Raw genomic sequence first — 24,814 nt, forward strand, 5'->3', positions numbered from 1 at the left:
ACGGTATCGACCCGCCGGACGCCTGGTAAGGGGATCAGGGACGAACCGGTGCCCCGGATCACGGAGCCTCCAGCAGGTCTCCGGTGCCGGGCAGGGGGCGGTGCGGATCGTCGTAGAGGATCGCCAGTCCGTGGGCCCAGTAGGACTCGGTGTCCTCGGCGCCGACCTGTCCGCGCAGCGCGTGCACCGCGCCGGGCAGGAACAGCGCGCCGTCGCCGTCGTCCACGACCGTCTTCACGCCCCGGTGGAACTCCCCGCACACCGCGTCCGGCCGCCGCCGGCGGTGCCACAGCACCACCCCGAACCCGGCCCGCAGCACCCGGCCGAGCGCGGCGGGGTCGTCGGCGGAGCGCGGGTCGCCGGGCCGGCACAGCACCGGCACGGTGTACGGCGCGAGCCCGCGCAGCGCCGCCGCCTCCGGTACGGGTCTGCGCACGCCGTCGTCGCAGTCCAGCACCTCGGCCTGCGCCTCCCGCAGATGCAGCCGGCGCCAGCGGTCCCTGCGTTCGGCGTCCGGGTCCTCGGCGCCCTCCGTCTCCCAGGGCGCGGCCCCGCTCCGCCGGGTGGACGGTTCCTCGTCGGGGAGCTGGTCGCGATCCGAGCAGCGGACCAGCACCGGCCGTTCGGCGCCGAGGGGGGCGCCGTCGGGGGCGAGCCGCCAGTCGTCCACGGGCAGGCCCAGGTGCAGATGGGGCAGGGCCACGTACAGGGTGGCGCGCCGTCCGGGCTCGTCGCAGTGCCGGAACGCCTCGGCCAGGGGTGCGGCCACGTGGTCGGCGAGGCCGTCCAGCGGGGCGCGTTCCCCCTCGTACAGCCGGGTCGGCTCCTGGTCGGGGCCGCCGCCCACCGAGACCGACCAGTCGCAGTGGTCCGGCTCCCAGCCCCGGCGCAGCACCACCAGCAGCACGGAGGGTTCGGGGTGTCCGGCCAGCAGGGGCCGGACCGGCTCCAGTACCGCGGTGTCCGTGCCGGCCCCGCCGCTCGTGCCGCACGCGGACCGCCGGTGCGCCGCCTGGGCACGGCCGAGCAGTTCCGCGCGCCGCTGGGCGAGGGCGTGCCGGTAACCGCTGTCCAGCCCGGCCGCCGTGTGCCGCACCCAGTCCCACAGGGCCCGCTCGGCGGCGAGCGCGCTGGGAGCGGGCGGGCGCTCGGCGGACAGCACGCCCATCGCGTAGTCGAGCACCAGCTTCAGGGCGCCGTCCTGGCGGGCGTGTTCGTAGAGCAGTCCGAGCCCGTCGCGCCAGCCGCGCGGAGCGGGCACGAGGGACGGTACGCGGAAGTCGGGCAGCGAGCGGAGCACGTCCAGCAGGGCGCGGGTGCTGACGGGCGGGGGCAGGTCGGCGAGCAGTCCGAGCAGTTCGCTGCGCTGGTGCGGGCCGAGGGTGCGGCCGGGGCGGGCGCCGAGTTCGCCCTGGATGTCGGCCCAGGTGGGGTCGGACGAGTCGGCGGCCTGCTGGCGGTCGCGGTGGTAGCGGTCGTGGGCGTGGAAGACGGACTGGTAGACGTCGTTGCCGTCGGCGGGGAGCCGCAGCGTGCGCAGGCGCTCCACACCGATCGAGGTGCCACCGCCCCCGTGGTCCGCGCGCGACTTGAGCACGCCGACGACCTCACCGCGTACGAGGTCGACCACGGGCCCGCCGGAGACGCCGGAGGGCAGGTCGTTCCGCCCGAGCCGGACCTGCTCCTCGGGCGACCAGGCGCTGATGGTCCCCTGCACGGTGAGCCGCCCGTCCAGGATCTGCAGCCTGCCCCGGGGCGCGGTCCAGCCCGCGTAGAACACCCCGGTCCCGCCGAAGTGCGGGTTGGGCCGCTCGGAGACGTACACGCAGGTGTGACCGACCGGCTCGCGCAGCCGGACCAGGGCGAGGTCCGGCGCCGGCCAGTTGCCGGGCGCGGGGCGGCCGGTGAGCTCCGGGAGCATCGCGGCCACGCGTCCGGGCACCGCGCGCGGGTCGTCGTAGGGGCTGGTCCGGTACACCACGGTGACCTCGCCCCCCTCCCCGGCGTGAACCACGTGTGCGCAGGTCAGAACCCAGTTCGGCGCGACGAAGAAGCCGCTGCCGAGGAAGCTGACGGGCTCGTCGTGGGCATACCCGGCCCCCGCGCGATGAATGCGTACGGTCGCCGCCAGAACGAGGTCACGCAGCGCAAGCTCCGCAGCACCGGACCCGCCCGGTGCGCCCCCGTCGTACCCCGCGCTCATCCCGGATGCCCCCACACGCCGAGCAACGCTTCGGGTCGGGGGGTTGGGGAGGGGTGGGGAGGGGGCAGGGGTGAGGGGCCCGTTCCCGGCGTGCCCGGTCCCGGTGTTCCCGGCGTACCCGGTCCCGGCGTGCCCGGCCCAGGTCCGGCCCCTGGTACGGGGTCCGCATCCGGTGCGGGTCCCGTGCCCGCTCCGCCGTTCGCCGCTCCACTCGTGTCGGGCGGCCCGCCGTTCCACGTCAGGGTGACCGTCAGCGCCGCCTTGGCCTCGCCGTCCGCGAGCAGGCCGACCACCTTGCCGGCCTTCGCGGTCAGCTCGATGCCGAACTCCACGCTGACCTCGTCCGGCCGCACCGCGCTGAGCGGGGCGGACAACGACCGCGCGACCCCGGTGATCAGCGAGTGCAGGCTCTCCACGCTCGCCTCCACCCGGTCATGGAAGCCGGTGTCGGTGTACGACAGCTCCTCGGCCCCCGAGATCCGGGCCCACACCGGCGTGCCGTCCGGCAGCTCGATCCGCGCTACCCGCGTCGATTCCCCGTCCATCGGACTCCCCCGTCCTCTCCCCCGCCCGTCCCCCGTCCCATGCCGCGCCCGGCACCCGTGGCAACACCCCCGCGGCACCGGCTGCCCAGCACGCCCGGCGGCTGCCTATGATTTTCCTGTCCTCACCCGGCTCCCGGCCGGGACAGGCGGCGCCCTCCGCGCTCGCGGTCACGTCCGCGAATGAGGGTTCTTCCCGCCCGGGACCGGACCTACCCCTGCACCGACCGACGGAGCGTCATCCATGTACTTCACCGACCGAGGCATCGAAGAACTGGAGAAGCGGCGCGGCGAGGAAGAGGTCACCTTCGAGTGGCTCGCCGAGCAACTGCGTACGTTCGTCGACCTGAACCCCGACTTCGAGGTCCCGGTGGAGCGCCTGGCCACCTGGCTGGCCCGCCTGGACGACGAGGACGACGAGTAACCCGCCTCCCCGCTCGCGGTATGCCCCGGGGGCACCGGCCGCCGGTGCCCTCGCCCCCTCCACCCGCAGGCCCGCCCACCGGGACAGGGCCCGCACAGCCATGCCCGCGCACGGTCCGCCGCCGACGGCCTTCGTCCCCCGAAAGGGTGTCTTGACTTCCGACAGGCACGATATATCGTGATTGACAGGAGACGCGATATGGCGTGACTGGTCGGCATGCTCGCCCACCGCGCATCGCCCCGCTCCGCCCTCTTGTCCGCGTCACGCCCGAGGAGGACCCGTGTCCGAGTGGACCGTCGCCGAACCCCAGAAGCTGACCTTCGACACCCCGGTGAGCGAGCTGAACGTCCGCGTCGTCAACGGCACGGTGAACGTCGTGGGCACCGAGGAGAGTTCCGCCCGCCTGGAGGTCTCGGACATCGAGGGCCCGCCCCTGATCGTCACGCACCGGCACGGCACCCTGACGGTGGCGTACGAAGACCTGCCGTGGAAGGGCTTCCTGAAGTGGCTGGACCGTGAGGGCTGGCGCCGCAGCGCCGTCGTCTCCCTCGCCGTGCCCGCGGGCACCCGCGTGGAGGTCGGGGTGGTCGGCGCCGCCGCGGTCGTCTCCGGGGTGCGCGGCCCCTCCGTGGTCAAGGGCGTCACCGGCGACACCACCCTCGTCGGCGTCTCCGGCCCGGTCCGCGCGGACACCGTCTCGGGCAATGTGGAGGCGCAGGCCGTCAGCGGCGAGCTGAGGTTCAAGTCGGTCTCCGGCGACCTGACGGTGGTGGAGGGCACGGGCCCCTCCGTCCGCGCCGACTCGGTCAGCGGCTCCATGATCATCGACCTGGACCCGGAGGGCCCCACCGACGTACGCCTGACCAGCGTCTCCGGCGAGATCGCCATACGGCTCCCGCACCCGGCGGACGCGGACGTGGAGGCGAACACCGCCAGCGGCTCCATCTCCAACGCCTTCGACGGCCTGCGCGTGCAGGGCCAGTGGGGCGCCCACAAGATCACCGGCCGCCTCGGCTCGGGCACCGGCAAGCTCCGGGCCACCACGGTCTCCGGCTCGATCGCCCTGCTGCGCCGCCCGGCCGAGGAGGACGACGACACCGCCTGGGAGACCGCCCCCGGCCCCACCTCCGCCTCCCCCGCGGACGGCACGACCGACAAGAAGGTGCTCTGACATGCCTCCCGTCTTCGCCCACGGCCGCCTCCGCCTGTACCTCCTCAAGCTGCTCGACGAGGCCCCGCGCCACGGCTACGAGGTGATCAGACTCCTCGAAGAGCGCTTCCAGGGCCTGTACGCCCCCTCGGCCGGAACGGTCTACCCGCGTCTGGCCAAGCTGGAGACCGAGGGCCTGGTCACCCACACCTCCGAGGGCGGCCGGAAGGTGTACTCCATCACCGACGCGGGCCGCGCCGAGCTGGCCGACCGCAGTGGTGAACTGGCCGACCTGGAGCTGGAGATCCGCGAGTCGGTGGCGGAACTCGCCGCCGAGATCAAGGCCGATGTGCGCGGTGCCGCGGGTGATCTGCGGCGCGAGGTGCGCGCGGCGGCCTCCCGGACCCGCACCAGCAGGGACGGCGGGGACCGGGCGGGCATCTTCGGCGAGCCGGCCGGTCAGGGTGACGCCGAGGCGTGGCGGACCGCCAAGGAGGAGATGCGCCGCGTCAAGCAGGAGTGGAAGGAACAGGCCCGGCGCGCCAAGGACGAGAGCCGCCGGGCCCGCGAGGAGGCCCAGCAGGCCCGGCGCCAGGCCCAGGAGGCGCAGTCGCGGGCCAACGCCCAGGCCCAGGAGGAGATGCGCCGCCTCGCGCACCGGGTCCAGGAGCGGGTGCAGGACCACTTCACCCGCGGCGACTGGCCGACGGGCGTCCGCGAGGGCCTGTCCGAACTCGCGCGGGAGTTCGGCGACTTCGGCAAGGAGCACGGCAGGCGGACCGGTGCGGCCGGTTCCGGTGCGGCCGCTCCCGGTGCGGGCAGCGCCAAGGCCGATGCGCCCGCCCCGGAGTACTCCGCCACCCCGCCGGACTTCCCGATGGAGTACGAGCCGGCCTGGGCCCATGAGCCGCCCACCGGCGACCCGGCCCGTGACCTGGACCGTCTGCTGGACCGCTTCCGGGACGACGTCCGGGACGCGGCCCGCGACCGAGGCGTCACCGAGGACCAGCTCCATGAGGTCCGCCGCCATCTGTCGGCTGCGGCGGCCCGCATCGGCGCGATACTCGACGGCCCCAAGGTCTGAGGCGCCTGCGCCCCCGGGGTCGGCCCAGGCTCCCCGGGGCCCGGGGTCGACCCCGGGGCCCGGCGTCAGCCCGCCTGTGCCGTGCCCTCGCCGTACAGGACCCGCCGCAGCGACTCGTGGGTCACTCCGTGGTCGGCGAGCACCTCGGCGGACACTCCGGGCCGTGCCGCCAGGGCGAGCAGGAGGTGCTCGTCGCCGATGCGCCGGTCGCGGCGGCCCACGGCGGCACGCAGCGCACCCTCCAGCACGTCCTTGGCGTCCTGTTCGAAGGTCCGGCGGCCCGGCCGGCCGCCCGCTTCGCGGCGGTCGCCGGACAGCGCACCGGCGCCGTGTGCCTCCTCGACCCTGGAGACGATCTCCGTGACGTCGATCCCGAGTCCGGCGAGGGCGTCCGCGTCCGCCCGGGTCAGGCCCGCCCGGCGCCGCGCCTCGGCAAGCGCCTGCCGCAGGGACTCCCTGCCTTCGGCGAGGCCGAGCGCGGCGAGCGCGAAGGAGGCCCGGCTGCCCTCCCGGTCGAGGAGGGCGAGCAGCAGATGTTCGGCGCCGATGGACCGTACGCCCGCGCGTTCGGCGTACTCGACCGCGCCCCGGACGACGTCACGGGCGTCCTTGGTGAAGCGTTCGAACATCACTGCCTCCCATACTTCTTGTGCACGGCCTGCCTGCTGACACCCAGCTCGGCGGCGATCTCCTGCCACGACCAGCCCTGATTGCGCGCACCGCGCACCTGCACCGCTTCCAGTTGCTCCAGCAGCCTGCGCAGGGCGGCCACGGCACGCAGCCCGACCCGCGGATCGCGGTCACCGGCCCGCTGGGCGAGATCCGTTGCATCCGTCATGATGTCAACTTAGGTTGACACACCCACCCTGTCATCCCAAGTTGACAACAAGGTCCACGAAAAGGCGGGCCCGGCACCCGGACCCGCCTCCGCACTCCGCCCTCCCTGGAGGGGAGTTCAGGAGTTGGTGAGCACGATCTTCCCGAACTGCTCGCCGGACTCCAGCCGTTCGAACCCCTCGCGGGCCCGGTCCAGCGGCAGCACCTCGTCGATGACGGGGCGCACACCGGTCGTGGCGCAGAAGGCGAGCAGGTCCTCCAGCTCGTCCTTCGTGCCCATGGTGGAGCCGACGACCTTCAGTTCGAGGAAGAAGATCCGGGTCAGCTCGGCATGCGAGGGCCGGTCACCGCTGGTGGCACCGGAGATCACGACGGTGCCGCCGGGCCGCAGCGACTTGACGGAGTGCGACCAGGTCGCGGCGCCCACCGTCTCGATGACGGCGTCCACCCGCTGCGGCAGCCGCGCCCCCGGCTCCACCGCCTCGACGGCACCCAGTTCCAGCGCGCGCTTCCGCTTCGCCTCGTCCCGGCTGGTGGCGAAGACCCTGAGGCCGGCCGCCCGGCCGAGCACGATCGCGGCCGTGGCGACACCCCCGCCGGCACCCTGGACCAGGACCGAGTCACCGGGCCGCACGCCCGCGTTGGTGAACAGCATCCGGTACGCGGTCAGCCAGGCGGTGGGCAGACAGGCGGCCTCGGCGAAGGACAGCTCCTTCGGCTTGGGCAGCACGTTCCAGGTGGGCACGGAGACCTGCTCGGCGAAGGTGCCCTGGTAGCGCTCGGTGAGGATGGAGCGGGGTTCACGGGGGCCGACCCCGTGGCCGCTCTGGCCGATGACGGAGTGCAGGACGACCTCGTTGCCGTCCTCGTCGATCCCGGCGGCGTCGCAGCCGAGGATCATCGGCAGCCGTTCCTCGGGGAGCCCGACACCCCGCAGGGACCAGAGGTCATGGTGGTTGAGGGAAGCGGCGCGGACGTCGACGGTGCTCCAGCCGGACCGGGCCTCGGGAGCCGGGCGCTCCCCCAACTCGAGTCCGGAGAGCGGCTGATCGCGGTCGATCCGGGCGGCATAGGCGGCGAACATGCCGCCGACGATAGGTTCCGCCCCGCCCCGGGCGGAACCGCCGGACGGTGTGACACACACCCTCTTGCGTCCGGGCACCCGTTCGGCGCGGCGAGGCCCCACCGGCCGCCGGACGCCCCGGACCGACTGAACCGGCCCGGACCGTCTGGACACCCCGGACGCAGGAACGGCCCCGCCCTGCCGGGCGAGGCCGTTCCGTTCGGACGCTTGTGCGCCGTGTCAGCGCCGGGCGACACCCTCGGCACGGGCGGCGGCCGCGACAGCGGCGGTCACCGCCGGGGCGACCCGCTCGTCGAACGGCGAGGGGATCACGTAGTCGGCGGCGAGGTCGTCGCCGACGACCGCGGCGAGCGCCTCGGCCGCGGCGATCTTCATGCCCTCGGTGATCCGGGAGGCCCGCACCTGGAGCGCGCCGGCGAAGATGCCGGGGAAGGCCAGCACGTTGTTGATCTGGTTCGGGAAGTCGGAACGCCCGGTGGCGACGACGGCCGCGTACTTGTGCGCGACCTCCGGGTGCACCTCGGGGTTCGGGTTGGCCATGGCGAAGACGAAGGCGCCCTTCGCCATGGAGGCGACCGCCTCCTCCGCGACCGTCCCGCCGGAGACGCCGATGAACACGTCGGCGCCGGCCAGCGCGTCCTCCAGCGTGCCGGTGAGCCCCGCCTTGTTGGTGAAGGAGGCCAACTCCCGCTTGACGTCGGTCAGATCGGTACGGTCCGCGGAGACGACGCCCTTGCGGTCCGCGACCGCGACGTCCCCGATACCGGCCTCGATCAGCATCCGGGCGATGGCGACACCGGCCGCCCCGGCCCCGGAGATGACGACGCGCAGTTGCCCGATCTCACGTCCGCTGAGCCGGGCCGCGTTGCGCAGCGCCGCCAGCGTGACCACGGCGGTGCCGTGCTGGTCGTCGTGGAAGACCGGGATGTCCAGCCGCTCCTGCAGGCGCCGCTCGATCTCGAAGCAGCGAGGCGCGGAGATGTCCTCCAGGTTCACACCGCCGAAGGACGGGGCGAGCCGGACGACGGTCTCCACGATCTCGTCGACTCCGGTGCAGTCGAGGGCGATCGGCACCGCGTCGACACCGCCGAACTGCTTGAACAGGATCGCCTTGCCCTCCATCACGGGGAGGGACGCCTCGGGACCGATGTCCCCGAGACCGAGCACGGCCGTGCCGTCGGTGACGACGGCGACGACCGAGGACTTCCAGGTGTAGTCGTTGACCAGCTCCGGCTGTTCCGCGATCGCGGTGCACACGCGAGCGACGCCGGGGGTGTACGCGAGGGAAAGGTCTTCCGTGTCCCGGACCGGCACGGTGGCCCGCACGGCCATCTTGCCGCCGCGGTGCAGCGCGAAAGCGGGGTCGAAGGAGTCCAGGGGCTCGGCCCCGCCCTCCGGTCCGGCACCGCTGTCGCTGCGAGGATTGACGATCTCCGCTGCCACTTTGTCTTACCCCTTAGGTATGCATGGTTGAGGGTCGACCACTCCGGGTGAGGAGTGGGCGGGCACCGCGCACGGCTCGGTTGACGGATACGTACGAGCACATACGCGACGGGCGCGCCGCACACGCGCCCTGAGCCCCGGATGAGGGGTGTAAAGAACCTTCATACCGGACGGACGGGCGGACCACGAGTCCATTAGGCGCAAGGTCACATGTCGCCCCGGAATGCCGGCGGGCGCGGAGAGACCACCTCGGCCCCTCCCCGAGCCCTCCGCACGGAGGGCCGCAGAAGCACCTCAAAGGAACCTCAAGCGCCTCGCGAACCCCCCGAAACACCGCACACCACTCGTCCGCATCGTGAGACCCGGTACGGATCTTCCGGTGTGAACAGCGTATTTCCGCAGATCATCCGGCATGAATGGAGCGCGGATGTACCGACCTGATGCGGTTCTCGATCACCCGTTATCCGATTTTGACATTGTGACGCCCCTGAATGGCCCAGTCCGAATGGCAAGATGCCGTAAACCCACGAGGTCGCGACACCCGAAGGTGTGTGTTCTCGTCGACCCATCGGTACGTCTTCTCTTCCCATCCGCCGGAGGAACCACGATGACCGCAAGCTCCACCCGTCGTACGACCGCACGGTCCCGGATCGCAGCGGTCGGTGCGATCGCGGTCGCGGGCTCCCTGCTCCTCACCGGCTGCGGTGACCAGACCAAGGGCAAGGACTCCGGCAGTACCGACAGCAGCGCCCCCCTCGCCGACCTGCTCCCCTCCGACCTCCGGGACAAGGGCGAGATCAAGGTCGGCTCCGACATCCACTACGCCCCGGTCGAGTTCAAGGACTCCTCGGGCAAGGTCGTCGGCATCGACCCGGACATCGCCACCGCCCTCGGCGACCAGCTCGGCGTGAAGTTCACCTTCGAGGAGGGAACGTTCGACGGTCTCCTCACCGGTCTGCGTTCCGGCCGCTTCAACATGGCCATGTCGGCGATGACGGACAACAAGAACCGTCAGGAGGGCGTCGACCCCGACACGGGCAAGAAGGTCGGTGAGGGCGTCGACTTCGTCGACTACCTGACCGCGGGCGTCTCCATCTACACGCGCAAGGGCGACACCAACGGCATCGCCGGCTGGTCGGACCTGTGCGGCAAGAAGCTCGCCGTCCAGCGCGGCACGGTCTCGGAGGACCTGGCCAAGCAGGAGACCAAGAAGTGCCCGGCCGGCAAGAAGATCAGCATCGAGCCGTTCGACGACGACCAGCAGTCCCAGACCCGGCTGCGCTCGGGTGGCGTGGACGCCGCCTCCTCCGACTTCCCGGTCGCCGCCTACGCGGTGAAGACCTCCGGCGGCGGCAAGGACTTCGAGGTCGTCGGCGACCAGGTCGAGGCCGCGCCGTACGGCATCGCCGTGGCCAAGAAGGACACGCAGCTGCGCGACGCCCTGAAGGCCGCGCTGAACGAGATCGTCAAGAACGGCGAGTACGACAAGATCCTCAAGAAGTGGGGCGCGCAGGACGGCGCCGTCAAGGAAGCCGTGATCAACGGCGGCAAGTGATCCGCGGAACCTCAGCGGCCACCGAGAGGCAATACCTGTGACTGAGATCGAGAAGACGGCCGGGGAGCAGGGCGCTCCCTCGGCCGCGCCGGAGGCCATCAGGGCCATCCCGGTACGGCACTACGGGCGGTACGTGTCCGCCGTCGTCGCCATCGCCCTGCTCGTGGCGATCGTGTACGCGTTCAGCCAGGGCAAGATCAACTGGCAGGCGATCCCCGACTACTTCTTCGACGACCGCATCCTGACCGGCGTCGGCAAGACCCTGCTGCTGACGGTCCTGTCGATGGTGATCGGCATCGTCGGCGGCATCGTCCTCGCGGTGATGCGGCTGTCGAAGAACCCGGTGACCTCGTCGATCGCCTGGTTCTACATCTGGTTCTTCCGCGGCACCCCGGTGCTGGTGCAGTTGTTCCTGTGGTTCAACCTGGGGCTCGTCTTCGAGTACATCAACCTGGGCCCGATCTACAAGAACTACTGGTCCGACTTCATGACGCCGCTGCTGACGGCGCTGCTCGGCCTGGGCCTCAACGAGGCCGCGTACATGGCGGAGATCTGCCGGGCCGGCCTGCTCGCGGTGGACGAGGGCCAGACCGAGGCGTCCCACGCGCTGGGCATGAGCCACGCCAAGACGCTGCGCCGGGTCGTCATCCCGCAGGCGATGCGCGTGATCGTGCCGCCCACGGGCAACGAAGTGATCAACATGCTGAAGACGACCTCGCTCGTGGCGGCCGTCCAGTATCCGGAACTCTTCCGCTACGCCCAGGACATCGGCCAGAACTCCGGCGCACCGGTGGAGATGTACTTCCTGGCCGCGGCCTGGTACCTGATCATGACCTCGGTCCTGAGCGTCGGCCAGTACTACATCGAGCGCTACTACGCCCGAGGCTCGAGCCGTCAACTGCCTGCCACCCCGTGGCAGAAGGTGAAGGCGAACATGTTCTCCCTGGGCCGTCCGAAGGGAGGCGCGGCATGACCGACAAGCTGAGCAAGACGGACACCCCGCCGAAGGCGAACGTCCCGATGGTGAAGGCCGAGGGCGTGCACAAGTCCTTCGGCGCCGTGCAGGTGCTCAAGGGCATCGACCTGGAGGTGAAGCCGGGCGAGGTGTTCTGCCTCATCGGCCCCTCCGGTTCCGGCAAGTCGACGTTCCTCCGGTGCATCAACCACCTGGAGAAGGTCAACTCCGGTCGCCTGTACGTCGACGGCGAGCTGGTCGGCTACCGCCAGAAGGGCGACAAGCTGTACGAGCTGCGCGACAGCGAGGTCGCGCTGAAGCGCCGGGACATCGGCATGGTCTTCCAGCGCTTCAACCTCTTCCCGCACATGACGGCCGCGGAGAACGTCGCCGAGGCGCCCGTGCAGGTCAAGGGCGTCTCCAGGCGGGCCGCGCAGGAGCAGGCGATGCAGCTCCTGGAGCGGGTGGGCCTCGCCGACAAGGCGGGCAACTACCCCTCCCAGCTCTCCGGCGGCCAGCAGCAGCGCGTGGCGATCGCCCGGGCGCTCGCCATGGAGCCCAAGCTGATGCTGTTCGACGAGCCGACGTCGGCGCTGGACCCGGAGCTGGTCGGTGACGTCCTCGACGTCATGCGCGACCTCGCCGAGTCCGGCATGACGATGGTCGTCGTGACCCACGAGATGGGCTTCGCCCGCGAGGTCGGCGACAGCCTGGTCTTCATGGACGGCGGAGTGGTCGTCGAGTCCGGCCACCCCCGCGACGTCCTGACCAACCCCCAGCACGACCGCACCAAGTCGTTCCTGTCGAAGGTGCTGTAAGCGGAGAGGGCGAGGGGCGGTACGGGGTGACCCCGTACCGCCCCTCGCCCCTGTCTCACCTCAGCGCGAGCAGCAGTGTGTCCGAGGGCGAACACCACACCGGCCGGGCCTCCGCGAACCCCTTCTCGCGCAGGGCGGCCGCGTGCCAGGCCGCGGACGGCATGTCGCCGTCCGCGTGTTCGCCGTAGATCTCGAAGCGGCGGGCGGTGGGTCCGGCGAGGACCGGGTCCTGGGCGGCGAGCTGCCACCACTCCGCCCAGTCGAGCGCACCGTCCCGCTTGGCCCGCTCCATCTCGGCGTGGCGCCGGCCACGTTCGGCGGCGTTGATCCGGGGCGTGGACTCGTCGGCCATGTGGTCGGCGTTCATGAAGACCCCGCCGTCCCGCACCAGCCCGGCGAGCTGCCCGTAGAGAGCGGTGAGGGGCTCGGTGTGCAGCCAGTGGAGCGCGGTGGCCGTGAGGACGGCGTCGTAGCTCCGGTGCGGCAGGGCCGCCGGCCAGTCCGGGTCCTTGAGGTCGGCCTCCACGAAGGTGACCCGGTCGTCGCCCGCGAAGGTGCCGCGCGCGATGGCGAGCAGGGCCGGGTCGAGGTCGACGGCGGTGCTGGTCGCCCCGGGGAAGCGGGCCAGCAGCCGCGCGGTGATGGTGCCGGTGCCGCAGGCGAGGTCGAGCACGCGCGGGGCGGTGCCGGCGAACGCCTCGACCATGTCGAGCATGACCCGGAACCGCTCCTCACGGTCGGGCATGTACCACTCCTGCTGCCGGTCCCAGCTCTCCTGCCAGGCGGCCCAGTCCGTACCCGTACCTATGGTGGTCACGTTTTCCACGTCCCCTTCCGTGCACGCGTAATACCCTGGAAGCGCGCCCGGCTGTTACCCGACCGCAGACATGACCATAGAGCGCCCCCGTAAGGACTACAAGTGGAACTGGCCCATTACTCGGACTACGCCGTACGTCTCGTCAACAGCGAGGAGCCGGGCCAGGGCAAGGACTCCCTGACCTCGGTAGAGGCCGTACGCGACCTCTTCGGCGGCAACGCCTCGGCGGCCCGCCGCGCCACCGACGCCGACGTCACCCGCTTCCGCTCGGTCCGCGGCAGGCTGCGCGCGGTGTTCGAGGCGGCGGACGAGGGGGACGAGACGCTGGCCGTGGACCTGCTGAACTCCTTGCTGCTGGAGTTCCCGGTCAGCCCGCAGATCTCGGGCCACGACATCCGCGACGACGACGGCCGCCCGCTGTGGCACATGCACCTGGCCGACCACCCGTCGAACGTGACCGCCGGCTACGCGGCCATCGCCGCGATGGGCCTGGCCTTCCATCTGACCGAGTACGGCGTCGACCGCCTGGGCCTGTGCCAGGCCGCACCCTGCCGCAACGCCTACCTGGACACCTCCACCAACCGCTCCCGCCGCTACTGCTCCGACCGCTGCGCCACCCGCGCCAACGTCGCCGCCTACCGCGCCCGCAAGCGCCTGGCCGCCGACCGGTCCGACAGCAGCGGTCTGGCCGCCGAGAACGCCCAGCGCACCAGCGCCAGCGGCGAGCGCCGGCCGGCGAGCGGGCGGTAGCGCAGCCAGGCCCGCCCCAGGATCAGCTCCTCGGGGACGACCCCGTAGTCGGTGCTGTCCCCGCCGGCGTACGGGTTGTCGCCGAGCACCCACCAGCCGCCCTCGCGCCGTTCGACCGCACGCTTGACGACCAGCAGGTCCTGCTGGAAGGGGTGGCGCAGGACGACGACCTCCCCCGGCCTGACCGGAGTGCCGTACCGCAGCAGCAGGCGGTCCCCGTGGTGCAGCGTGGGCACCATGGAGGGACCCGTGACCTCGGCCAGCCCGAAGGGCGGCAGCGCTCTGCCCCGCTCGGCGTCCTGCGACAGCTCCGGCATCCCCGGCACCTCCCCGGTCCGTTCCTCCACAGTCTCAGTCTGACCCCGGACTTTTGTCCTAAGCGCTGGGGGGCACTCGGGAAAACCAGTCCCTCAGGGAGTAATGTCCCACCTGAGAAGACGATCACGAGGAAGGAACGCTCCATGCTTTCCCGCCTGTTTGCCCCCAAGGTCAAGGTCAGCGCCCACTGCGACCTGCCCTGCGGTGTGTACGACCCGGCTCAGGCCCGCATCGAGGCGGAGTCGGTCAAGGCCATCCAGGAGAAGATGGCCGCGAACGACGACCCGCACTTCCAGATCCGTGCCACGGTGATCAAGGAGCAGCGCGCCGAGCTCGCCAAGCACCACCTGGACGTGCTCTGGAGCGACTACTTCAAGCCGCCGCACTTCGAGAGCTACCCGGAGCTGCACACCCTGGTCAACGAGGCGGTCAAGTCCCTCTCCGCCGCCAAGGCGTCCTCGGACCCGGCCACGGGTCAGAAGGCTCTGGACTACATCGCCCAGATCGACAAGATCTTCTGGGAGACCAAGAAGGCCTGATCTCTGAGATCGACCTTTTTCGACCTGCAATTTCCTGACTTTGCAGTGTCCCCGGCCGCACCCGGCGCCCCCAGGGCTCCGGGTGCGGTCTTTTGCGCGCCGGGGCCGGGGCGGCCGGAGGCTTCACCTGCGGCTGATCCATGTGCCGTGGGCCGTTTCCGGGGTACCCGCAACGGCGTCGGCATCCTCGCAACCTTCCAAGGCCGTGACCCCGCCGCCGGGTGCGTGGAGTGGACTCCGGAGCGGCCGGCTCCGGGCGCCATCCACCGGAAGGGTCACGATCGTGATCACCGAAACCTCCGCGCGGGGCGCGGGAAGCGACTTCGCCCAGTTGTCGAAGCTGGTCGCCGCCAGTGGCCTGATGGGCCGACGCCCGGGGTACTACGCGACCCGTATCACCGCCGTGGTGGCCTTCTACGCGGGCTGCTGGGCCGCGTTCGTCGTGGTCGGCGTGAGCTGGTGGACGCTGGCCGTCGCCGCGGCGCTCGCCGTGGCCTACGGCCAGGTCGCCCTGGTGGCTCACGACATCGCCCACCGGCAGGTCTTCCGGCTCCGCCGGGCCAGCGAGGTGTCCGGGCGCATCGCAGGGAACGCGGGGATCGGCATGGGCTACGGCTGGTGGCAGGACAAGCACACCCGCCATCACGCCAACCCCAACCACGAGGAACTCGATCCCGACCTCGTTCCCGACCTGCTGGTCTGGACGAAGTCGCAGGCCCACGCCGCCACCGGAGTGCCCCGGCTGGTCGGCCGTTCGCAGGCCTTCCTGTTCTTTCCCCTCCTCACCCTCGAGGGGTTCAACCTGCATGTGGCGGGCGTGCGTTCACTGGCGGACCGCTCACTCAGGTGCCGGTTCCTGGAGGGCGTCCTGCTGATCGGACACATCGCCGCCTACCTCACCGCGCTGTTCCTCGTGCTGCCCCCCGGCATGGCGGTCGCCTTCCTCGCCGTGCACCAGTGCCTCTTCGGGGTGTACCTCGGCTCGATCTTCGCCCCCAACCACAAGGGCATGCCGACCCTGACCGGCGACGACCGCCCCGACTTCCTGCGCCGTCAGGTCCTCACCTCCCGCGACATCCACGGCGGGCGGCTCACCGACATCGTGCTGGGCGGCCTGAACTACCAGATCGAGCACCACCTCTTCCCGAGCATGCCGAGCCCGAACCTGCGCAAGGCACAGGTCATCGTCCGCCGCTACTGCGAGGAGCTGGGCGTGACCTACCTGGAGACCAGCCTGGTGGCCTCCTACCGGCAGGCACTGAGCAGCCTGCACGAGGCCGGAGCACCACTGCGCGCGGCCAGGACCCCGTCCTAGGGCGCGGAGCCCCGGGAGTTCGTCAGGCGCCCGTGTCGGTGGGACCCGCCGGGAGCGTACGGATCGAGTCGGTGTCCTGCTCGCCCTCGGCGATGGCCCTGGCGAGACCGGAGAGTTTGCGGTTGTGGGCGCGGGCATAGGCGCGGAAGATGCCGAACGCCTCGTCGATGGGCATCTGCCAGCGCTCGGCCAGGATGCCCTTGACCTGCTCGATGACGATGCGACTGTTCAGGGCGTACTGGAGCTGATCACGTTCGGCCTCGATGTGCGCGAGGGTGCGCTGCTGCAGGATGGCGATGGTGGCCACGTCGGCGAGCGCCTGGCCGAGGGCGATGTCCTGTGCGGCCAGGGGTTCCGGGCTGGTCCGGAAGAGGTTGAGCGCGCCGATGATCCGTCCGCGCAGCCGCAGCGGCAGGGCGTTCGTCGCGGTGAACCCGGTCTCCCGGGCGCTGCGGGCGAACTGGGGCCAGCGGGCGGCGGCCTCAGGATCGGTGAGGCTGATGTTGACCCGCGGCCGGCCGTCGTTGCAGCAGTCGACGCAGGGACCCTGGTCGTGCTGGAGGGCCAGGAGTTCGAGGAGGCGGGTGTCCTCGTCGGAGGCGGCCAGGACGTGGAGCCCTCCGTTCTCGTCCGAGAGCAGGATGCCGACGGCGGCGACGTCCAGGAGTTCCATGCAGCGCACGGACAGCTTCTGCAGGAAATCGATGACGTCGAAGTCGTCGGTCAGGGAGTCGGCTACCTCGACGAAGACCTCGGTGAGTTGCTGTTCACGGGTTGCCATGGAGATCAGTCCTCGTCTGCGTCTTCGGTGAGATCTGCATCTTCGGTGAGATCTGCGTCTTCGGTGAGATTCGTCGGGTGCGGGTCGGGGGCGAGCCGCAGTCGCCTGGCCACGATGTCCCGGGCCGTCTCGGTCAGCGGGCGGTTGGTGCCGTATGCGTGGGCGCGCAGCCGCAGCAGCGCCTCCGCCAGGGGGACCCCGAGCTGGACGCTGACCATGCCGGTCGCCTGGTGCAGTACCGCTTGGTGCGGCAGCGGGCCGGCCAGGTCCGGGTCCTCGAGTGAGGACAGCAGAGGATCTCCGAGGTCCAGCAGGTAGGTGCTCAGGGCGCGCGCGAGCACCGTGATGTCGTCGCCCTGCGCCGGGGTGAGGTGGCCGGGCGTACCCCGGACCAGGGTCAGCACGCCCAGCGTGATGGCCCCGATGCGCAGCGGGAAGCAGAACACCGCCCGCATGGTCAGGCCGGGGAGCTCGGTCAGGAGCGCGGGCCAGCGGTCCGCCCGCACGCGGGCCAGGTCGGGGACCCGCACCGGGATGCCATGGGCCAGGCAGTCCGGGCCGGGGCCCTGGCCGAGTGTGAGCTGCAGATCCTCGAAGCCGCGTGCGATCCCCTCCGAGGACCAGAGGATCTCCGCCGCGCCCGATCCGCCGTTCGCGCTGACCGCGATCCCGTCCACGGCGAACAGCGCGGTCGCGTTCGCCGCGACGTCCGGCCATGTCTCGTCCCGGAGCAGCCGCAGGATCTCCGCCAAGCCGTCACTGATCATGCGGCCTCTCTGGGCTGGAGAGCCCCGGCCGGAGCCGGCTCGGCGGACGGGCGGTCCTCGGCCAGGAGGAACCCGGTGCGGGTCAGGTCCAGGAGCAGGCGGACGACGGGAGCGGGGTGGTGCAGCCGCAGGCGTCCTCGCGCCGCGACCGAGCGCCGTGCGGCGGCGAGGAAGGCGTTCAGGCCGCTGACGTCGCAGAAGGTGACCGCGGTGAGGTCCACATCGATGTCCCTGATGCCGTAGGTGTGGCAGGTGGCCAGGGCCGCGCGGACGGCGGCGACTGTGGACAGGTCGATCTCTCCCTCCAGGCAGATGGTCGCCCGGCCATCGCACCGGTGGAGATTCATCGTATGCACGACTGACGGAGTGGCAGACACGGTGACGCCTCGGCTTCCCGGACCCGTACCGCGCCACCGGGAGGTGAGAGGCGCGGGCACGCTCGAAGGAGTACAGCGGGATTGCCGGGGGACGGGTGCTACCGCCGACAGGAGATCACCTGCGTACGCGACGCCTGGAAGTCCGCTCACCGGAGGCCGCGCCGTCACTCGACAGAGGGCGCCGGGGTCAAGGACGCGGCATCAGTCTACGCGGCATGGGGAAAACGCACAGTAGTTCGCCGGGGGGAGCTGTCCGGTACCGGGCGGCCCCGACCCCGCCGGGGTCTCCGGGATCACTTCGGGCCCTCCTGGCCCTGCGGCACCGGCCTACCCGGGCGTCCGAGCCCCGCTCCACGGCTCCACGTCCACCACCGCGGCCACCGGCAGCGGGCCGTACACGTGGGGGAACTCCTCCCCCTCGGGTGGCATGGCCTCGTACTTCACCGGTACGTCCAGCAGGGCGGGGTCCACGACCAGGGTCACCAGGTCGTCCCGGCCCGGGTCGTCGCCGTACAGGAAGGCCGCGACCCGAGGGAGCTGATCGCGGGTGGAGAAGTGGATGTAGCCCACCTCCTGGAGCGTGCGGCCGCGGGTGGACACCTCGTAGGTGCCGTGTTCGCGGGCCGCGTCCCACAGGGCGCGTTCGGTGAGGTGGAGGATGTACGGCTGCTTCGGCATGGCCCCCACGTTACGGTCGGGGCTGGCCGCGGACTCGGCGCACTCCGGGTTGTGGCACGGGCCCGCTTTCCATACCGGGACCCAGGCGCCCAGGGTCTTGTGGCGGCCGACGACCGTGTCGACGGGGTGTCCGCAGGTGGGGCAGACGTGGTCTTCCCTGTCCATACCTCCAGCTTAGAGCGGCCGGGCCCCGCGCACCGTGGGGATGCGCGGGGCCCGGCCGGGCCTCCTCAGCTACTGCGCCGGGTGACGAACTCCGCCAGGGCCAGCAGGCCGCCCGCCGCCTCCGGGGCGGGGACCGCGCGGGCCAGTTCCTGGACCGCCCGTGCCATGCGGTCCGCCGCCTCCGCCTGGGCCCAGTCGCGGCCGCCCGCCTGCTCCACGGCGGCCGTCGCGCGGGCGATGTCGCCGCTGTCCCCCGCCGTGTGCGGGCGGGCGTACAGCGTGGCCAGTCCGGCCGCCGCCGGGGTGCCGGAGGTGAGCGCGGCGACCACCGGCAGGGACTTCTTGCGGACGGCTAGGTCGGCGCCGGCCGGCTTGCCCGTGCGCCGGGGGTCGCCCCATATGCCGATCACGTCGTCGATGAGCTGGAACGCCAGCCCGGCCTGCCGGCCGAAGGTGTCCAGCGCCGCGACGACCTCGTCGTCGGCGCCCGCGTACAGCGCGCCCAGGGCGCAGGCGCAGCCGATCAGCGCGCCGGTCTTCGCCTCGGCCATGACGAGCACCTCGTCGAGCGTGACCTCGTCGGGTGGGCGCTGTTCCAGGGACGTGTCGGTCTGCTGGCCGGCGCACAGCTCGATGACGCACTCGGTGAGCCGGGCGGCCGCCCGGCCGGAGGCGGGATGCGGGTCGTCGGCGAGCAGCCGCAGGGCCAGTGCCTGGAGGGCGTCCCCGGCGAGGATCGCGTCGGGTTCGCCGAACACGGTCCAGGCGGTGGGCCGGTGCCTGCGGGTGGTGTCGCGGTCCATCACGTCGTCGTGCAGCAGCGTGAAGTTGTGGGCCAGTTCGACCGCCGCGGCGGCTCGCACGGCCGCGGCCCGCGCCTCGGCGCCGCCCAGCGCGGAGGCCGCCGCGAGGACGAGGGCGGGCCGGATCGCCTTGCCCGCGTTGCCCGCGGCCGGGGTGCCGTCCGCGTGGCTCCAGCCGAAGTGGTAGAGCGCGATCCGGCGCAGTTGGTCGGGCAACGAGTCGATGGCGGCGCGCAGTTCGGGGTCCACGACACCCCGGGTGCGCTCCAGCAGGACGGCCGCCTCATGGCCGTCCCCCGAGACCTCGCCCCCCGGCACGTCGTCGGCCGCGGGCCGCTGTCTCGGCACGGCGTCCGACGGCGCCGCCGCCGACTCGCGCCCTCCGGGCACGGACGTCACGGCCTCGCTCATGACTCCCCCTCACGGACCATGCGAACGGTGGGGCCGCCGCCCCGGCGGCAGGGACCGCCGGGGCGAACAGCCGTACGCGGTACGCGCGTCACCGCCACCGGCCGATCTCGACGTTCTCCAGCACGCCCAGCGCGTCCGGCACGAGCACGGCGGCCGAGTAGTAGGCGGTCACCAGGTAGTTGATGACGGCCTGTTCGTTGATGCCCATGAAGCGGACGGACAGGCTGGGCTCGATCTCGTCCGGGAGGCCGGACTGCCTGAGGCCGATGACGCCCTGGTCGGCCTCGCCGGTACGCATGGCGATGATCGAGGTGGTGCGGGCCTCGGTGACCGGGATCTTGTTGCACGGGTAGATCGGCACACCGCGCCAGGTGGGGATGCGGTTGCCGCCCACGTCGATGGTCTCCGGGACCAGCCCGCGCTTGTTCAGCTCGCGCCCGATCGCCGCGATGGCGCGCGGGTGGGCGAGCAGGAACTTGGTGCCCCGGCGGCGGCTGAGCAGCTCGTCCAGGTCGTCCGGGCCGGGGACGCCGTCGTGCGGCTGGAGGCGCTGGTCGTACTCGCAGTTGTGCAGGAGGCCGAACTCGCGGTTGTTGACCAGCTCGTGCTCCTGGCGCTCCTTCAGCGCCTCGACCGTGAGCCGCAACTGCTGCTCGGTCTGGTTCATCGGCTGGTTGTACAGGTCGGCCACGCGGGAGTGGATGCGCAGCACGGTCTGGGCGATGCTGAGTTCGTACTCGCGCGGACGCGCCTCGTAGTCGACGAAGGTGTGCGGGATGTCGGGCTCGCCGGAGTGGCCGGCCGCCAGCTCGACCTCCTTCTCGCCGTACTTGTTGGTCCGCTGGTCCGGGAGCGCGCGCAGCCGGCCGACGTGCTCGCCCAGGGAGTCGGACCGCTCGGCGACCTGCTCGAAGTCCTGACGGCTGAGGACGAGCACCGTGCACGCGGTGGCCGCGCGGGCGGTGTACTCCCAGATGGCGTCGGGGTCGAGCAGCGTCTGCTCACCGAAGTAGGCGCCGTCGGCGAGGACTTCGAGGACCGCGTCGTCGCCGTACGGGCCCGTGCCGATCTTCTCGACCCGGCCGTGGGCGAGCAGGTACACCTCCTCCGTGCGGGTGCCGAAGGAGCTGATCACCTCGCCCGCGGCGATGTCGCGCTGGCGGCACCGCCGGGCCAGCTCGGTGAGCACCTCCTCGTCCTCGTACGAGCGCAGCGCGGGCAGTTCACCCAGCTCGGCCGGGATGACCTCGACCTGGTCCCCGGTCTTGACGAAGGTGATGCGGCCGTCGCCGACGGCGTACGTCAGCCGCCGGTTCACCCGGTACGTGCCGCCCTGGACGTCCACCCAGGGCAGGTTGCGCAGCAGCCAGCGGGAGCTGATCTCCTGCATCTGGGGTACGGACTTGGTCGTGGTGGCCAGGTTCCGCGCGGCCGCCGTGCCGAGGGACTGCTGCGGCTTGCCCTGTTCCGTGCGGACCTCTTCGCCTACCGACATAAGGAATTGCCCTCCCATGTATGCCCGGAGCCGAATCGCGCCGGGCACCGGTCTCGGGGCTGAGCCTTCCATCACGCACTGTGCTCGCACCATTACACGAAAGAGGGGGAATGGATGATCGGACTACTGGGCAGAGTGAGGGACCTTGTCCACGCGCGCACGGCGTGTTCCCGGCCGGGAAATGGCCGGATCGGCTCGCACAGCATGCGAACGATGTGGTCCGGACCGCCCTCCGTCGGTACAAGCAGCGTTACGGGTGTGCCGCTGTGGGCGGCCTGCCCGCACGGTACGGAAATTTCCCGAACGGTACGAAGGAGGCGGTCATGTCCCCACCCATGTCCGCGAGCGGTTTTCTGAGCGCGCTGAAGGCGGAGGGCCTCAAGGTCGTGGAGGTCGGCAGTTGGCGGACCCACAACCGCAACCACAAGGGCCCCTGGGGTCCGGTCCACGGCATCATGATCCACCACACGGTGACGAGCGGCAGCGCCCGCACCGTGGAGCTGTGCCGCGAGGGCTACGACGACCTTCCGGGCCCGCTCTGCCACGGCGTGATCACCAAGGACGGCAAGGTCCACCTGGTCGGCTACGGCCGCGCCAACCACGCCGGTCTCGGTGACGACGAGGTGCTGCGGGCGGTCATCGCGGAGAAGGGGCTGCCCACCGACAACGAGTCCAACACCGACGGCAACCGGTACTTCTACGGTTTCGAGTGCGAGAACCTCGGCGACGGCGAGGACCCGTGGCCCGAGGCCCAGATGGAGGCGATCGTGCGGGTCTCCGCGGCGATCTGCCGCCACCACGACTGGACGGAACGTTCGGTCATCGGCCACCGGGAGTGGCAGCCGGGCAAGGTGGACCCGCGCGGGTTCACCATGGCCTCGCTGCGCGCGCGGGTCAAGGAGCGGCTGAAGGGATAGCGCGGCTCCCGGAAACAGCGCGCCCGCGGCGACAATGGGCGGATGACCAGCGCCGACCCCCTCGCCCCGGCACTTCCCTCCCCCCTCGCGGAGGTGCGGGACGACCGTTTCTCCCGGCACGGCGTGCGGCTGCTGCTCAAGCGGGACGATCTGATCCACCCGGAGCTGATCGGCAACAAGTGGCGCAAGCTCGTGCCGAACATCGAGGCGGCGCGGGGCCGGGCGCTGGTCACCTTCGGTGGCGCGTACTCCAACCATCTGCGCGCCACCGCGGCCGCCGGGCGGCTGCTCGGGCTGCCCACGGTCGGCGTGGTGCGCGGCGACGAACTGGCCGGGCGCCCGCTGAACCCCTCCCTGGCCAGGTGTGCGGCGGACGGCATGCGGCTGCACTTCGTGGCGCGGTCGGCGTACCGGCGCAAGGGCGAGCCGGAGACCCTGGCCGCGATCCTGCGCGCGGCCCGCGCGGAGGGCGCGTACGTGGTCCCCGAGGGCGGCAGCAACGCCGAGGCGGTGCGCGGCTGCGCGGCGCTGGGCAAGGAACTGCGGGACCGCGCGGAGGTCGTCGCGGTGGCCTGCGGCACCGGTGGCACGCTCGCCGGACTGGCCGCCGGCCTCGCGCCCGGACAGCGCGCGCTCGGCGTACCGGTGCTCAAGGGCGGCTTCCTGGAGGCCGAAGTACGCGCCCTGCAGGAGGGGGCGTTCGGCGCGCGCACCGGCGACTGGGGGCTGGAGGAGCGCTTCCACTTCGGCGGCTACGCCCGTACGACGCCGGAGCTGGACGCCTTCGCGATGGACTTCGAGGACCGGCACGGGGTGCCCGTGGAGCGGCTGTATGTCGCCAAGTTGCTGTACGCGCTCACCGCGCTGGCCGAGGAGGGCGCCCTCCCGCGCGGGACGACCGTGGCCGCGGTCGTCACCGGACGCCCGTTCCCGGACAGGGGACTTTAGGCCACTTCCCGGTACGCGGCCGCCTCCTCCAGGTCGAGCCGGCGCAGCAGGGCGCGGAGCATCTCGTCGTCGATGTAGCGGTGGTCGCGCAGGCGGACGAAGACGTCGCGTTCGGCGCTGATCATCTCGCGGGACAGCCGGCGGTAGGTGTCGTCCACCGACTCGCCGGTGACGGGGTTGGCCTGGCCGAGGCGTTCCCAGACGGCGTCGCGGCGGCGCTCCATGACCGCGCGGAGCCGGTCGGCGAGCGGGGCGGGTAGCGCGTTGCGCTCGTCGGTGAGGAGTTCTTCGAGCCGGTTCTCGGCCGCGCGGGACGCCTGGGCCTGCGCGTTGGCCTCGGCGAGGGTGTCCGCGCGCGGGTCGCGGGGCGGGAAGCGGAGGGCGCGGATCAGCGGGGGCAGGCTCAGGCCCTGGATGACCAGGGTGCCGATGACCGTGGTGAAGGTCAGGAAGAGGATCAGGTTGCGCTGGGGGAAGGGGTGGCCGCCGTGCACGGTGAGCGGGACGGAGAAGGCGATGGCGAGGGAGACCACGCCGCGCATCCCGGCCCAGCCGGTGACCAGCGCGCCCTTCCAGGTGGGGTTCTCCTCGCGTTCCCGGATCCTGGCGGAGAGCAGGCGGGGCAGGAAGGCGGCGGGGTAGACCCAGACGAGCCGGGCCAGGACGACGACCAGGAAGAGGATCACGGCGTATCCGACGGCCTGGGTGACCTCGTTCGCGCCGAGCCCCTCGACGACGACGCGGAGCTGGAGGCCGATCAGGGCGAAGACGGCGGACTCCAGGATGAAGGCGACCATCTTCCACACCGCCTCCTCCTGGAGCCGGGTGGCGAAGTCGACCTCCCACGCGCGGTGCCCGAGGTAGAGCGCGACGACCACGACCGCGAGCACCCCGGAGGCGTGGAACTGCTCGGCGACGCTGTAGGCGACGAACGGGATGAGCAGGGACAGCGTGTTCAGGAGCAGGGGCTCACGCAGATGCGTGCGCAGCCAGTGCAGGGGTGCCATCAGGACCAGGCCGACACCGACGCCACCGACCGCGGCGATGAGGAATTCGAGCAGCCCGCCCGCCCAGGTGGCGCCCTCCCCGATGGCGGCGGCGAGCGCGACCTTGTACGCGGTGATGGCGGTGGCGTCGTTCAGGAGGGACTCGCCCTGGAGGATCGTGGTGATCCGGGACGGCAGTCCGAGCCGGCGGGCGACAGCTGTGGCGGCGACCGCGTCGGGCGGCGCCACCACCGCGCCCAGTACCAGCGCGGCGGTCAGCGGCAGGCCGGGGATGATCAGATGCGCGACCCAGCCGACCACGACGGTGGCGAAGAGGACGTACCCGACCGACAGCAGGGCCACCGGGCGTACCTGGGCGCGCAGGTCGAGGTAGGAGCTGTCGCTGGCGGAGGTGTACAGCAGCGGGGGCAGCAGCAGCGGGAGGACGACCTCGGGGTCGAGGGTGTAGTCGGGGACGCCGGGCACGTAGGACGCGACGAGGCCGACACCGACCAGGAGCAGCGGCGCGGGTACGGGCCCGCGCCGGGCGATCCCCGCGACGGCGGCGCTCCCCGCCACCAGCAAAAGGAGCGGCATCACGTCCATGTCCTCGCCCACCCTCGTTCTCCGCGCGGCTCTCCGCGCAACCGAC

26 protein-coding genes are annotated in these 24,814 nt (G+C 71.8%); 11 read left to right on the forward strand and 15 right to left on the reverse strand.

What is annotated here, in order from left to right:
* Window positions 1–58: 58 nt before the first annotated feature.
* Both HEK131_RS25145 and HEK131_RS25150 read right to left on the reverse strand, forming a co-directional pair.
* Window positions 59–2,203, reverse strand: coding sequence for a trypsin-like peptidase domain-containing protein (locus tag HEK131_RS25145; protein ID WP_244337119.1), 2,145 nt, complete (start codon window positions 2,201–2,203; stop codon window positions 59–61).
* Entirely contained in the window at window positions 2,200–2,748 is a 549-nt protein-coding gene (locus tag HEK131_RS25150) for a CU044_2847 family protein (protein WP_244337120.1), read from the reverse strand. Before HEK131_RS25150 ends, HEK131_RS25145 begins: the two co-directional genes overlap by 4 nt.
* A gap of 241 nt (window positions 2,749–2,989) precedes the next feature.
* Here HEK131_RS25150 and HEK131_RS25155 point away from each other — a divergent pair, with 241 nt between their 5' ends.
* The 3 genes from HEK131_RS25155 (at window position 2,990) to HEK131_RS25165 (ending at window position 5,403) form a co-directional block, all read left to right on the forward strand.
* The gene (locus HEK131_RS25155; protein WP_003992906.1) at window positions 2,990–3,169 is read left to right on the forward strand and encodes a DUF6104 family protein; all 180 of its coding nucleotides are present in this window, start codon (window positions 2,990–2,992) and stop codon (window positions 3,167–3,169) included.
* 280 nt (window positions 3,170–3,449) lie between these two features.
* Entirely contained in the window at window positions 3,450–4,340 is an 891-nt protein-coding gene (locus HEK131_RS25160; protein ID WP_217463132.1) for a DUF4097 family beta strand repeat-containing protein, read from the forward strand.
* Window position 4,341: 1 nt separating this feature from the next.
* Entirely contained in the window at window positions 4,342–5,403 is a 1,062-nt protein-coding gene (locus HEK131_RS25165) for a PadR family transcriptional regulator (protein WP_244337121.1), read from the forward strand.
* 65 nt (window positions 5,404–5,468) lie between these two features.
* On the opposite strand, the gene HEK131_RS25170 is transcribed toward HEK131_RS25165, so the two are convergent.
* From HEK131_RS25170 to HEK131_RS25185, 4 genes are all read right to left on the reverse strand, one after another.
* On the reverse strand, window positions 5,469–6,032 hold the full coding sequence (locus HEK131_RS25170; RefSeq protein WP_244337122.1) for a Clp protease N-terminal domain-containing protein: 564 nt from the start codon (window positions 6,030–6,032) through the stop codon (window positions 5,469–5,471).
* Entirely contained in the window at window positions 6,032–6,241 is a 210-nt protein-coding gene (locus HEK131_RS25175) for a helix-turn-helix domain-containing protein (protein ID WP_030807538.1), read from the reverse strand. The genes HEK131_RS25170 and HEK131_RS25175 overlap by 1 nt, the downstream gene beginning before the upstream one ends.
* A gap of 117 nt (window positions 6,242–6,358) precedes the next feature.
* Window positions 6,359–7,324 carry a zinc-binding dehydrogenase gene (locus HEK131_RS25180; RefSeq protein WP_217463129.1) on the reverse strand — a complete coding sequence of 322 codons (966 nt, stop codon included), beginning with the start codon at window positions 7,322–7,324 and terminating at the stop codon, window positions 6,359–6,361.
* 219 nt (window positions 7,325–7,543) lie between these two features.
* On the reverse strand, window positions 7,544–8,767 hold the full coding sequence (locus HEK131_RS25185; protein WP_217463128.1) for an NAD(P)-dependent malic enzyme: 1,224 nt from the start codon (window positions 8,765–8,767) through the stop codon (window positions 7,544–7,546).
* A gap of 607 nt (window positions 8,768–9,374) precedes the next feature.
* Between HEK131_RS25185 and HEK131_RS25190 the strand changes: the two genes are divergently transcribed.
* The 3 genes from HEK131_RS25190 to HEK131_RS25200 are packed head-to-tail and all read left to right on the forward strand — an operon-like array spanning window position 9,375 to window position 12,095.
* On the forward strand, window positions 9,375–10,322 hold the full coding sequence (locus HEK131_RS25190) for an ABC transporter substrate-binding protein (protein ID WP_217463127.1): 948 nt from the start codon (window positions 9,375–9,377) through the stop codon (window positions 10,320–10,322).
* A gap of 37 nt (window positions 10,323–10,359) precedes the next feature.
* Window positions 10,360–11,295, forward strand: a complete 936-nt coding sequence (locus HEK131_RS25195) for an amino acid ABC transporter permease (RefSeq protein ID WP_244337123.1) — start codon at window positions 10,360–10,362, stop codon at window positions 11,293–11,295.
* Between the two features lie 47 nt (window positions 11,296–11,342).
* Complete coding sequence (locus tag HEK131_RS25200) at window positions 11,343–12,095, forward strand: amino acid ABC transporter ATP-binding protein (protein ID WP_217463152.1); 753 nt, start codon at window positions 11,343–11,345, stop codon at window positions 12,093–12,095.
* Between the two features lie 55 nt (window positions 12,096–12,150).
* Here the strand turns inward: HEK131_RS25200 and HEK131_RS25205 are convergent, their stop codons facing one another.
* Window positions 12,151–12,912, reverse strand: coding sequence for a class I SAM-dependent methyltransferase (locus HEK131_RS25205; RefSeq protein ID WP_244337124.1), 762 nt, complete (start codon window positions 12,910–12,912; stop codon window positions 12,151–12,153).
* A gap of 102 nt (window positions 12,913–13,014) precedes the next feature.
* Here HEK131_RS25205 and HEK131_RS25210 point away from each other — a divergent pair, with 102 nt between their 5' ends.
* On the forward strand, window positions 13,015–13,662 hold the full coding sequence (locus tag HEK131_RS25210) for a CGNR zinc finger domain-containing protein (protein ID WP_217463125.1): 648 nt from the start codon (window positions 13,015–13,017) through the stop codon (window positions 13,660–13,662).
* Here HEK131_RS25210 and sodX read toward each other — a convergent pair.
* Window positions 13,548–13,979, reverse strand: coding sequence for a nickel-type superoxide dismutase maturation protease (gene sodX, locus HEK131_RS25215; protein WP_217463150.1), 432 nt, complete (start codon window positions 13,977–13,979; stop codon window positions 13,548–13,550). The genes HEK131_RS25210 and sodX overlap by 115 nt on opposite strands.
* 144 nt (window positions 13,980–14,123) lie before the next feature.
* On the opposite strand from sodX, the gene sodN reads away from it, so the two are divergent.
* Together sodN and HEK131_RS25225 are read left to right on the forward strand one after the other, a co-directional pair.
* Window positions 14,124–14,519 (forward strand): superoxide dismutase, Ni, encoded by a 396-nt coding sequence (gene sodN / locus HEK131_RS25220; protein ID WP_217463124.1) that lies wholly within the window; start codon window positions 14,124–14,126, stop codon window positions 14,517–14,519.
* Window positions 14,520–14,802: 283 nt separating this feature from the next.
* Window positions 14,803–15,834, forward strand: a complete 1,032-nt coding sequence (locus HEK131_RS25225; RefSeq protein WP_244337125.1) for a fatty acid desaturase family protein — start codon at window positions 14,803–14,805, stop codon at window positions 15,832–15,834.
* Between the two features lie 22 nt (window positions 15,835–15,856).
* Here the strand turns inward: HEK131_RS25225 and HEK131_RS25230 are convergent, their stop codons facing one another.
* From HEK131_RS25230 to HEK131_RS25255, 6 genes are all read right to left on the reverse strand, one after another.
* Window positions 15,857–16,615 (reverse strand): GAF and ANTAR domain-containing protein, encoded by a 759-nt coding sequence (locus HEK131_RS25230; RefSeq protein ID WP_244337126.1) that lies wholly within the window; start codon window positions 16,613–16,615, stop codon window positions 15,857–15,859.
* A gap of 5 nt (window positions 16,616–16,620) precedes the next feature.
* Complete coding sequence (locus HEK131_RS25235) at window positions 16,621–17,382, reverse strand: GAF and ANTAR domain-containing protein (RefSeq protein WP_244337127.1); 762 nt, start codon at window positions 17,380–17,382, stop codon at window positions 16,621–16,623.
* A complete protein-coding gene (locus HEK131_RS25240) occupies window positions 17,379–17,729 on the reverse strand; it encodes an STAS domain-containing protein (RefSeq protein WP_244452139.1) in 351 nt (116 codons plus the stop codon). The genes HEK131_RS25235 and HEK131_RS25240 overlap by 4 nt, the downstream gene beginning before the upstream one ends.
* A 357-nt stretch (window positions 17,730–18,086) precedes the next feature.
* The gene (locus tag HEK131_RS25245) at window positions 18,087–18,437 is read right to left on the reverse strand and encodes a DUF952 domain-containing protein (RefSeq protein ID WP_244452140.1); all 351 of its coding nucleotides are present in this window, start codon (window positions 18,435–18,437) and stop codon (window positions 18,087–18,089) included.
* Between the two features lie 230 nt (window positions 18,438–18,667).
* Window positions 18,668–19,816, reverse strand: coding sequence for a family 2 encapsulin nanocompartment cargo protein polyprenyl transferase (locus HEK131_RS25250; RefSeq protein ID WP_244337128.1), 1,149 nt, complete (start codon window positions 19,814–19,816; stop codon window positions 18,668–18,670).
* Between the two features lie 88 nt (window positions 19,817–19,904).
* Entirely contained in the window at window positions 19,905–21,311 is a 1,407-nt protein-coding gene (locus HEK131_RS25255; protein WP_217463120.1) for a family 2B encapsulin nanocompartment shell protein, read from the reverse strand.
* Between the two features lie 323 nt (window positions 21,312–21,634).
* On the opposite strand from HEK131_RS25255, the gene HEK131_RS25260 reads away from it, so the two are divergent.
* Both HEK131_RS25260 and HEK131_RS25265 read left to right on the forward strand, forming a co-directional pair.
* Window positions 21,635–22,228 (forward strand): N-acetylmuramoyl-L-alanine amidase, encoded by a 594-nt coding sequence (locus HEK131_RS25260; RefSeq protein ID WP_244337129.1) that lies wholly within the window; start codon window positions 21,635–21,637, stop codon window positions 22,226–22,228.
* 42 nt (window positions 22,229–22,270) lie between these two features.
* Entirely contained in the window at window positions 22,271–23,176 is a 906-nt protein-coding gene (locus tag HEK131_RS25265) for a 1-aminocyclopropane-1-carboxylate deaminase/D-cysteine desulfhydrase (protein WP_244337130.1), read from the forward strand.
* On the opposite strand, the gene HEK131_RS25270 is transcribed toward HEK131_RS25265, so the two are convergent.
* The gene (locus HEK131_RS25270) at window positions 23,173–24,768 is read right to left on the reverse strand and encodes a Na+/H+ antiporter (RefSeq protein WP_244452141.1); all 1,596 of its coding nucleotides are present in this window, start codon (window positions 24,766–24,768) and stop codon (window positions 23,173–23,175) included. The genes HEK131_RS25265 and HEK131_RS25270 overlap by 4 nt on opposite strands.
* Window positions 24,769–24,814 lie beyond the last annotated feature (46 nt).

The organism is Streptomyces seoulensis, from assembly GCF_022846655.1.
GTDB lineage: Bacteria > Actinomycetota > Actinomycetes > Streptomycetales > Streptomycetaceae > Streptomyces.

Bases quoted from the DNA above. Each gene is read 5' to 3' on its own strand.
- HEK131_RS25170 (WP_244337122.1), bottom strand. From the start codon at position 6,032: ATGTTCGAACGCTTCACCAAGGACGCCCGTGACGTCGTCCGGGGCGCG.
- HEK131_RS25200 (WP_217463152.1), top strand. From the start codon at position 11,343: ATGGTGAAGGCCGAGGGCGTGCACAAGTCCTTCGGCGCCGTGCAGGTG.
- HEK131_RS25230 (WP_244337126.1), bottom strand. From the start codon at position 16,615: ATGGCAACCCGTGAACAGCAACTCACCGAGGTCTTCGTCGAGGTAGCC.
- HEK131_RS25245 (WP_244452140.1), bottom strand. From the start codon at position 18,437: ATGCCGAAGCAGCCGTACATCCTCCACCTCACCGAACGCGCCCTGTGG.
- HEK131_RS25260 (WP_244337129.1), top strand. From the start codon at position 21,635: ATGTCCCCACCCATGTCCGCGAGCGGTTTTCTGAGCGCGCTGAAGGCG.
- HEK131_RS25175 (WP_030807538.1), bottom strand. From the start codon at position 6,241: ATGACGGATGCAACGGATCTCGCCCAGCGGGCCGGTGACCGCGATCCG.
- HEK131_RS25255 (WP_217463120.1), bottom strand. From the start codon at position 21,311: ATGTCGGTAGGCGAAGAGGTCCGCACGGAACAGGGCAAGCCGCAGCAG.
- sodX (WP_217463150.1), bottom strand. From the start codon at position 13,979: ATGCCGGAGCTGTCGCAGGACGCCGAGCGGGGCAGAGCGCTGCCGCCC.
- sodN (WP_217463124.1), top strand. From the start codon at position 14,124: ATGCTTTCCCGCCTGTTTGCCCCCAAGGTCAAGGTCAGCGCCCACTGC.
- HEK131_RS25190 (WP_217463127.1), top strand. From the start codon at position 9,375: ATGACCGCAAGCTCCACCCGTCGTACGACCGCACGGTCCCGGATCGCA.
- HEK131_RS25180 (WP_217463129.1), bottom strand. From the start codon at position 7,324: ATGTTCGCCGCCTATGCCGCCCGGATCGACCGCGATCAGCCGCTCTCC.
- HEK131_RS25270 (WP_244452141.1), bottom strand. From the start codon at position 24,768: ATGGACGTGATGCCGCTCCTTTTGCTGGTGGCGGGGAGCGCCGCCGTC.
- HEK131_RS25150 (WP_244337120.1), bottom strand. From the start codon at position 2,748: ATGGACGGGGAATCGACGCGGGTAGCGCGGATCGAGCTGCCGGACGGC.
- HEK131_RS25155 (WP_003992906.1), top strand. From the start codon at position 2,990: ATGTACTTCACCGACCGAGGCATCGAAGAACTGGAGAAGCGGCGCGGC.
- HEK131_RS25165 (WP_244337121.1), top strand. From the start codon at position 4,342: ATGCCTCCCGTCTTCGCCCACGGCCGCCTCCGCCTGTACCTCCTCAAG.
- HEK131_RS25145 (WP_244337119.1), bottom strand. From the start codon at position 2,203: ATGAGCGCGGGGTACGACGGGGGCGCACCGGGCGGGTCCGGTGCTGCG.
- HEK131_RS25240 (WP_244452139.1), bottom strand. From the start codon at position 17,729: ATGAATCTCCACCGGTGCGATGGCCGGGCGACCATCTGCCTGGAGGGA.
- HEK131_RS25235 (WP_244337127.1), bottom strand. From the start codon at position 17,382: ATGATCAGTGACGGCTTGGCGGAGATCCTGCGGCTGCTCCGGGACGAG.
- HEK131_RS25265 (WP_244337130.1), top strand. From the start codon at position 22,271: ATGACCAGCGCCGACCCCCTCGCCCCGGCACTTCCCTCCCCCCTCGCG.
- HEK131_RS25250 (WP_244337128.1), bottom strand. From the start codon at position 19,816: ATGAGCGAGGCCGTGACGTCCGTGCCCGGAGGGCGCGAGTCGGCGGCG.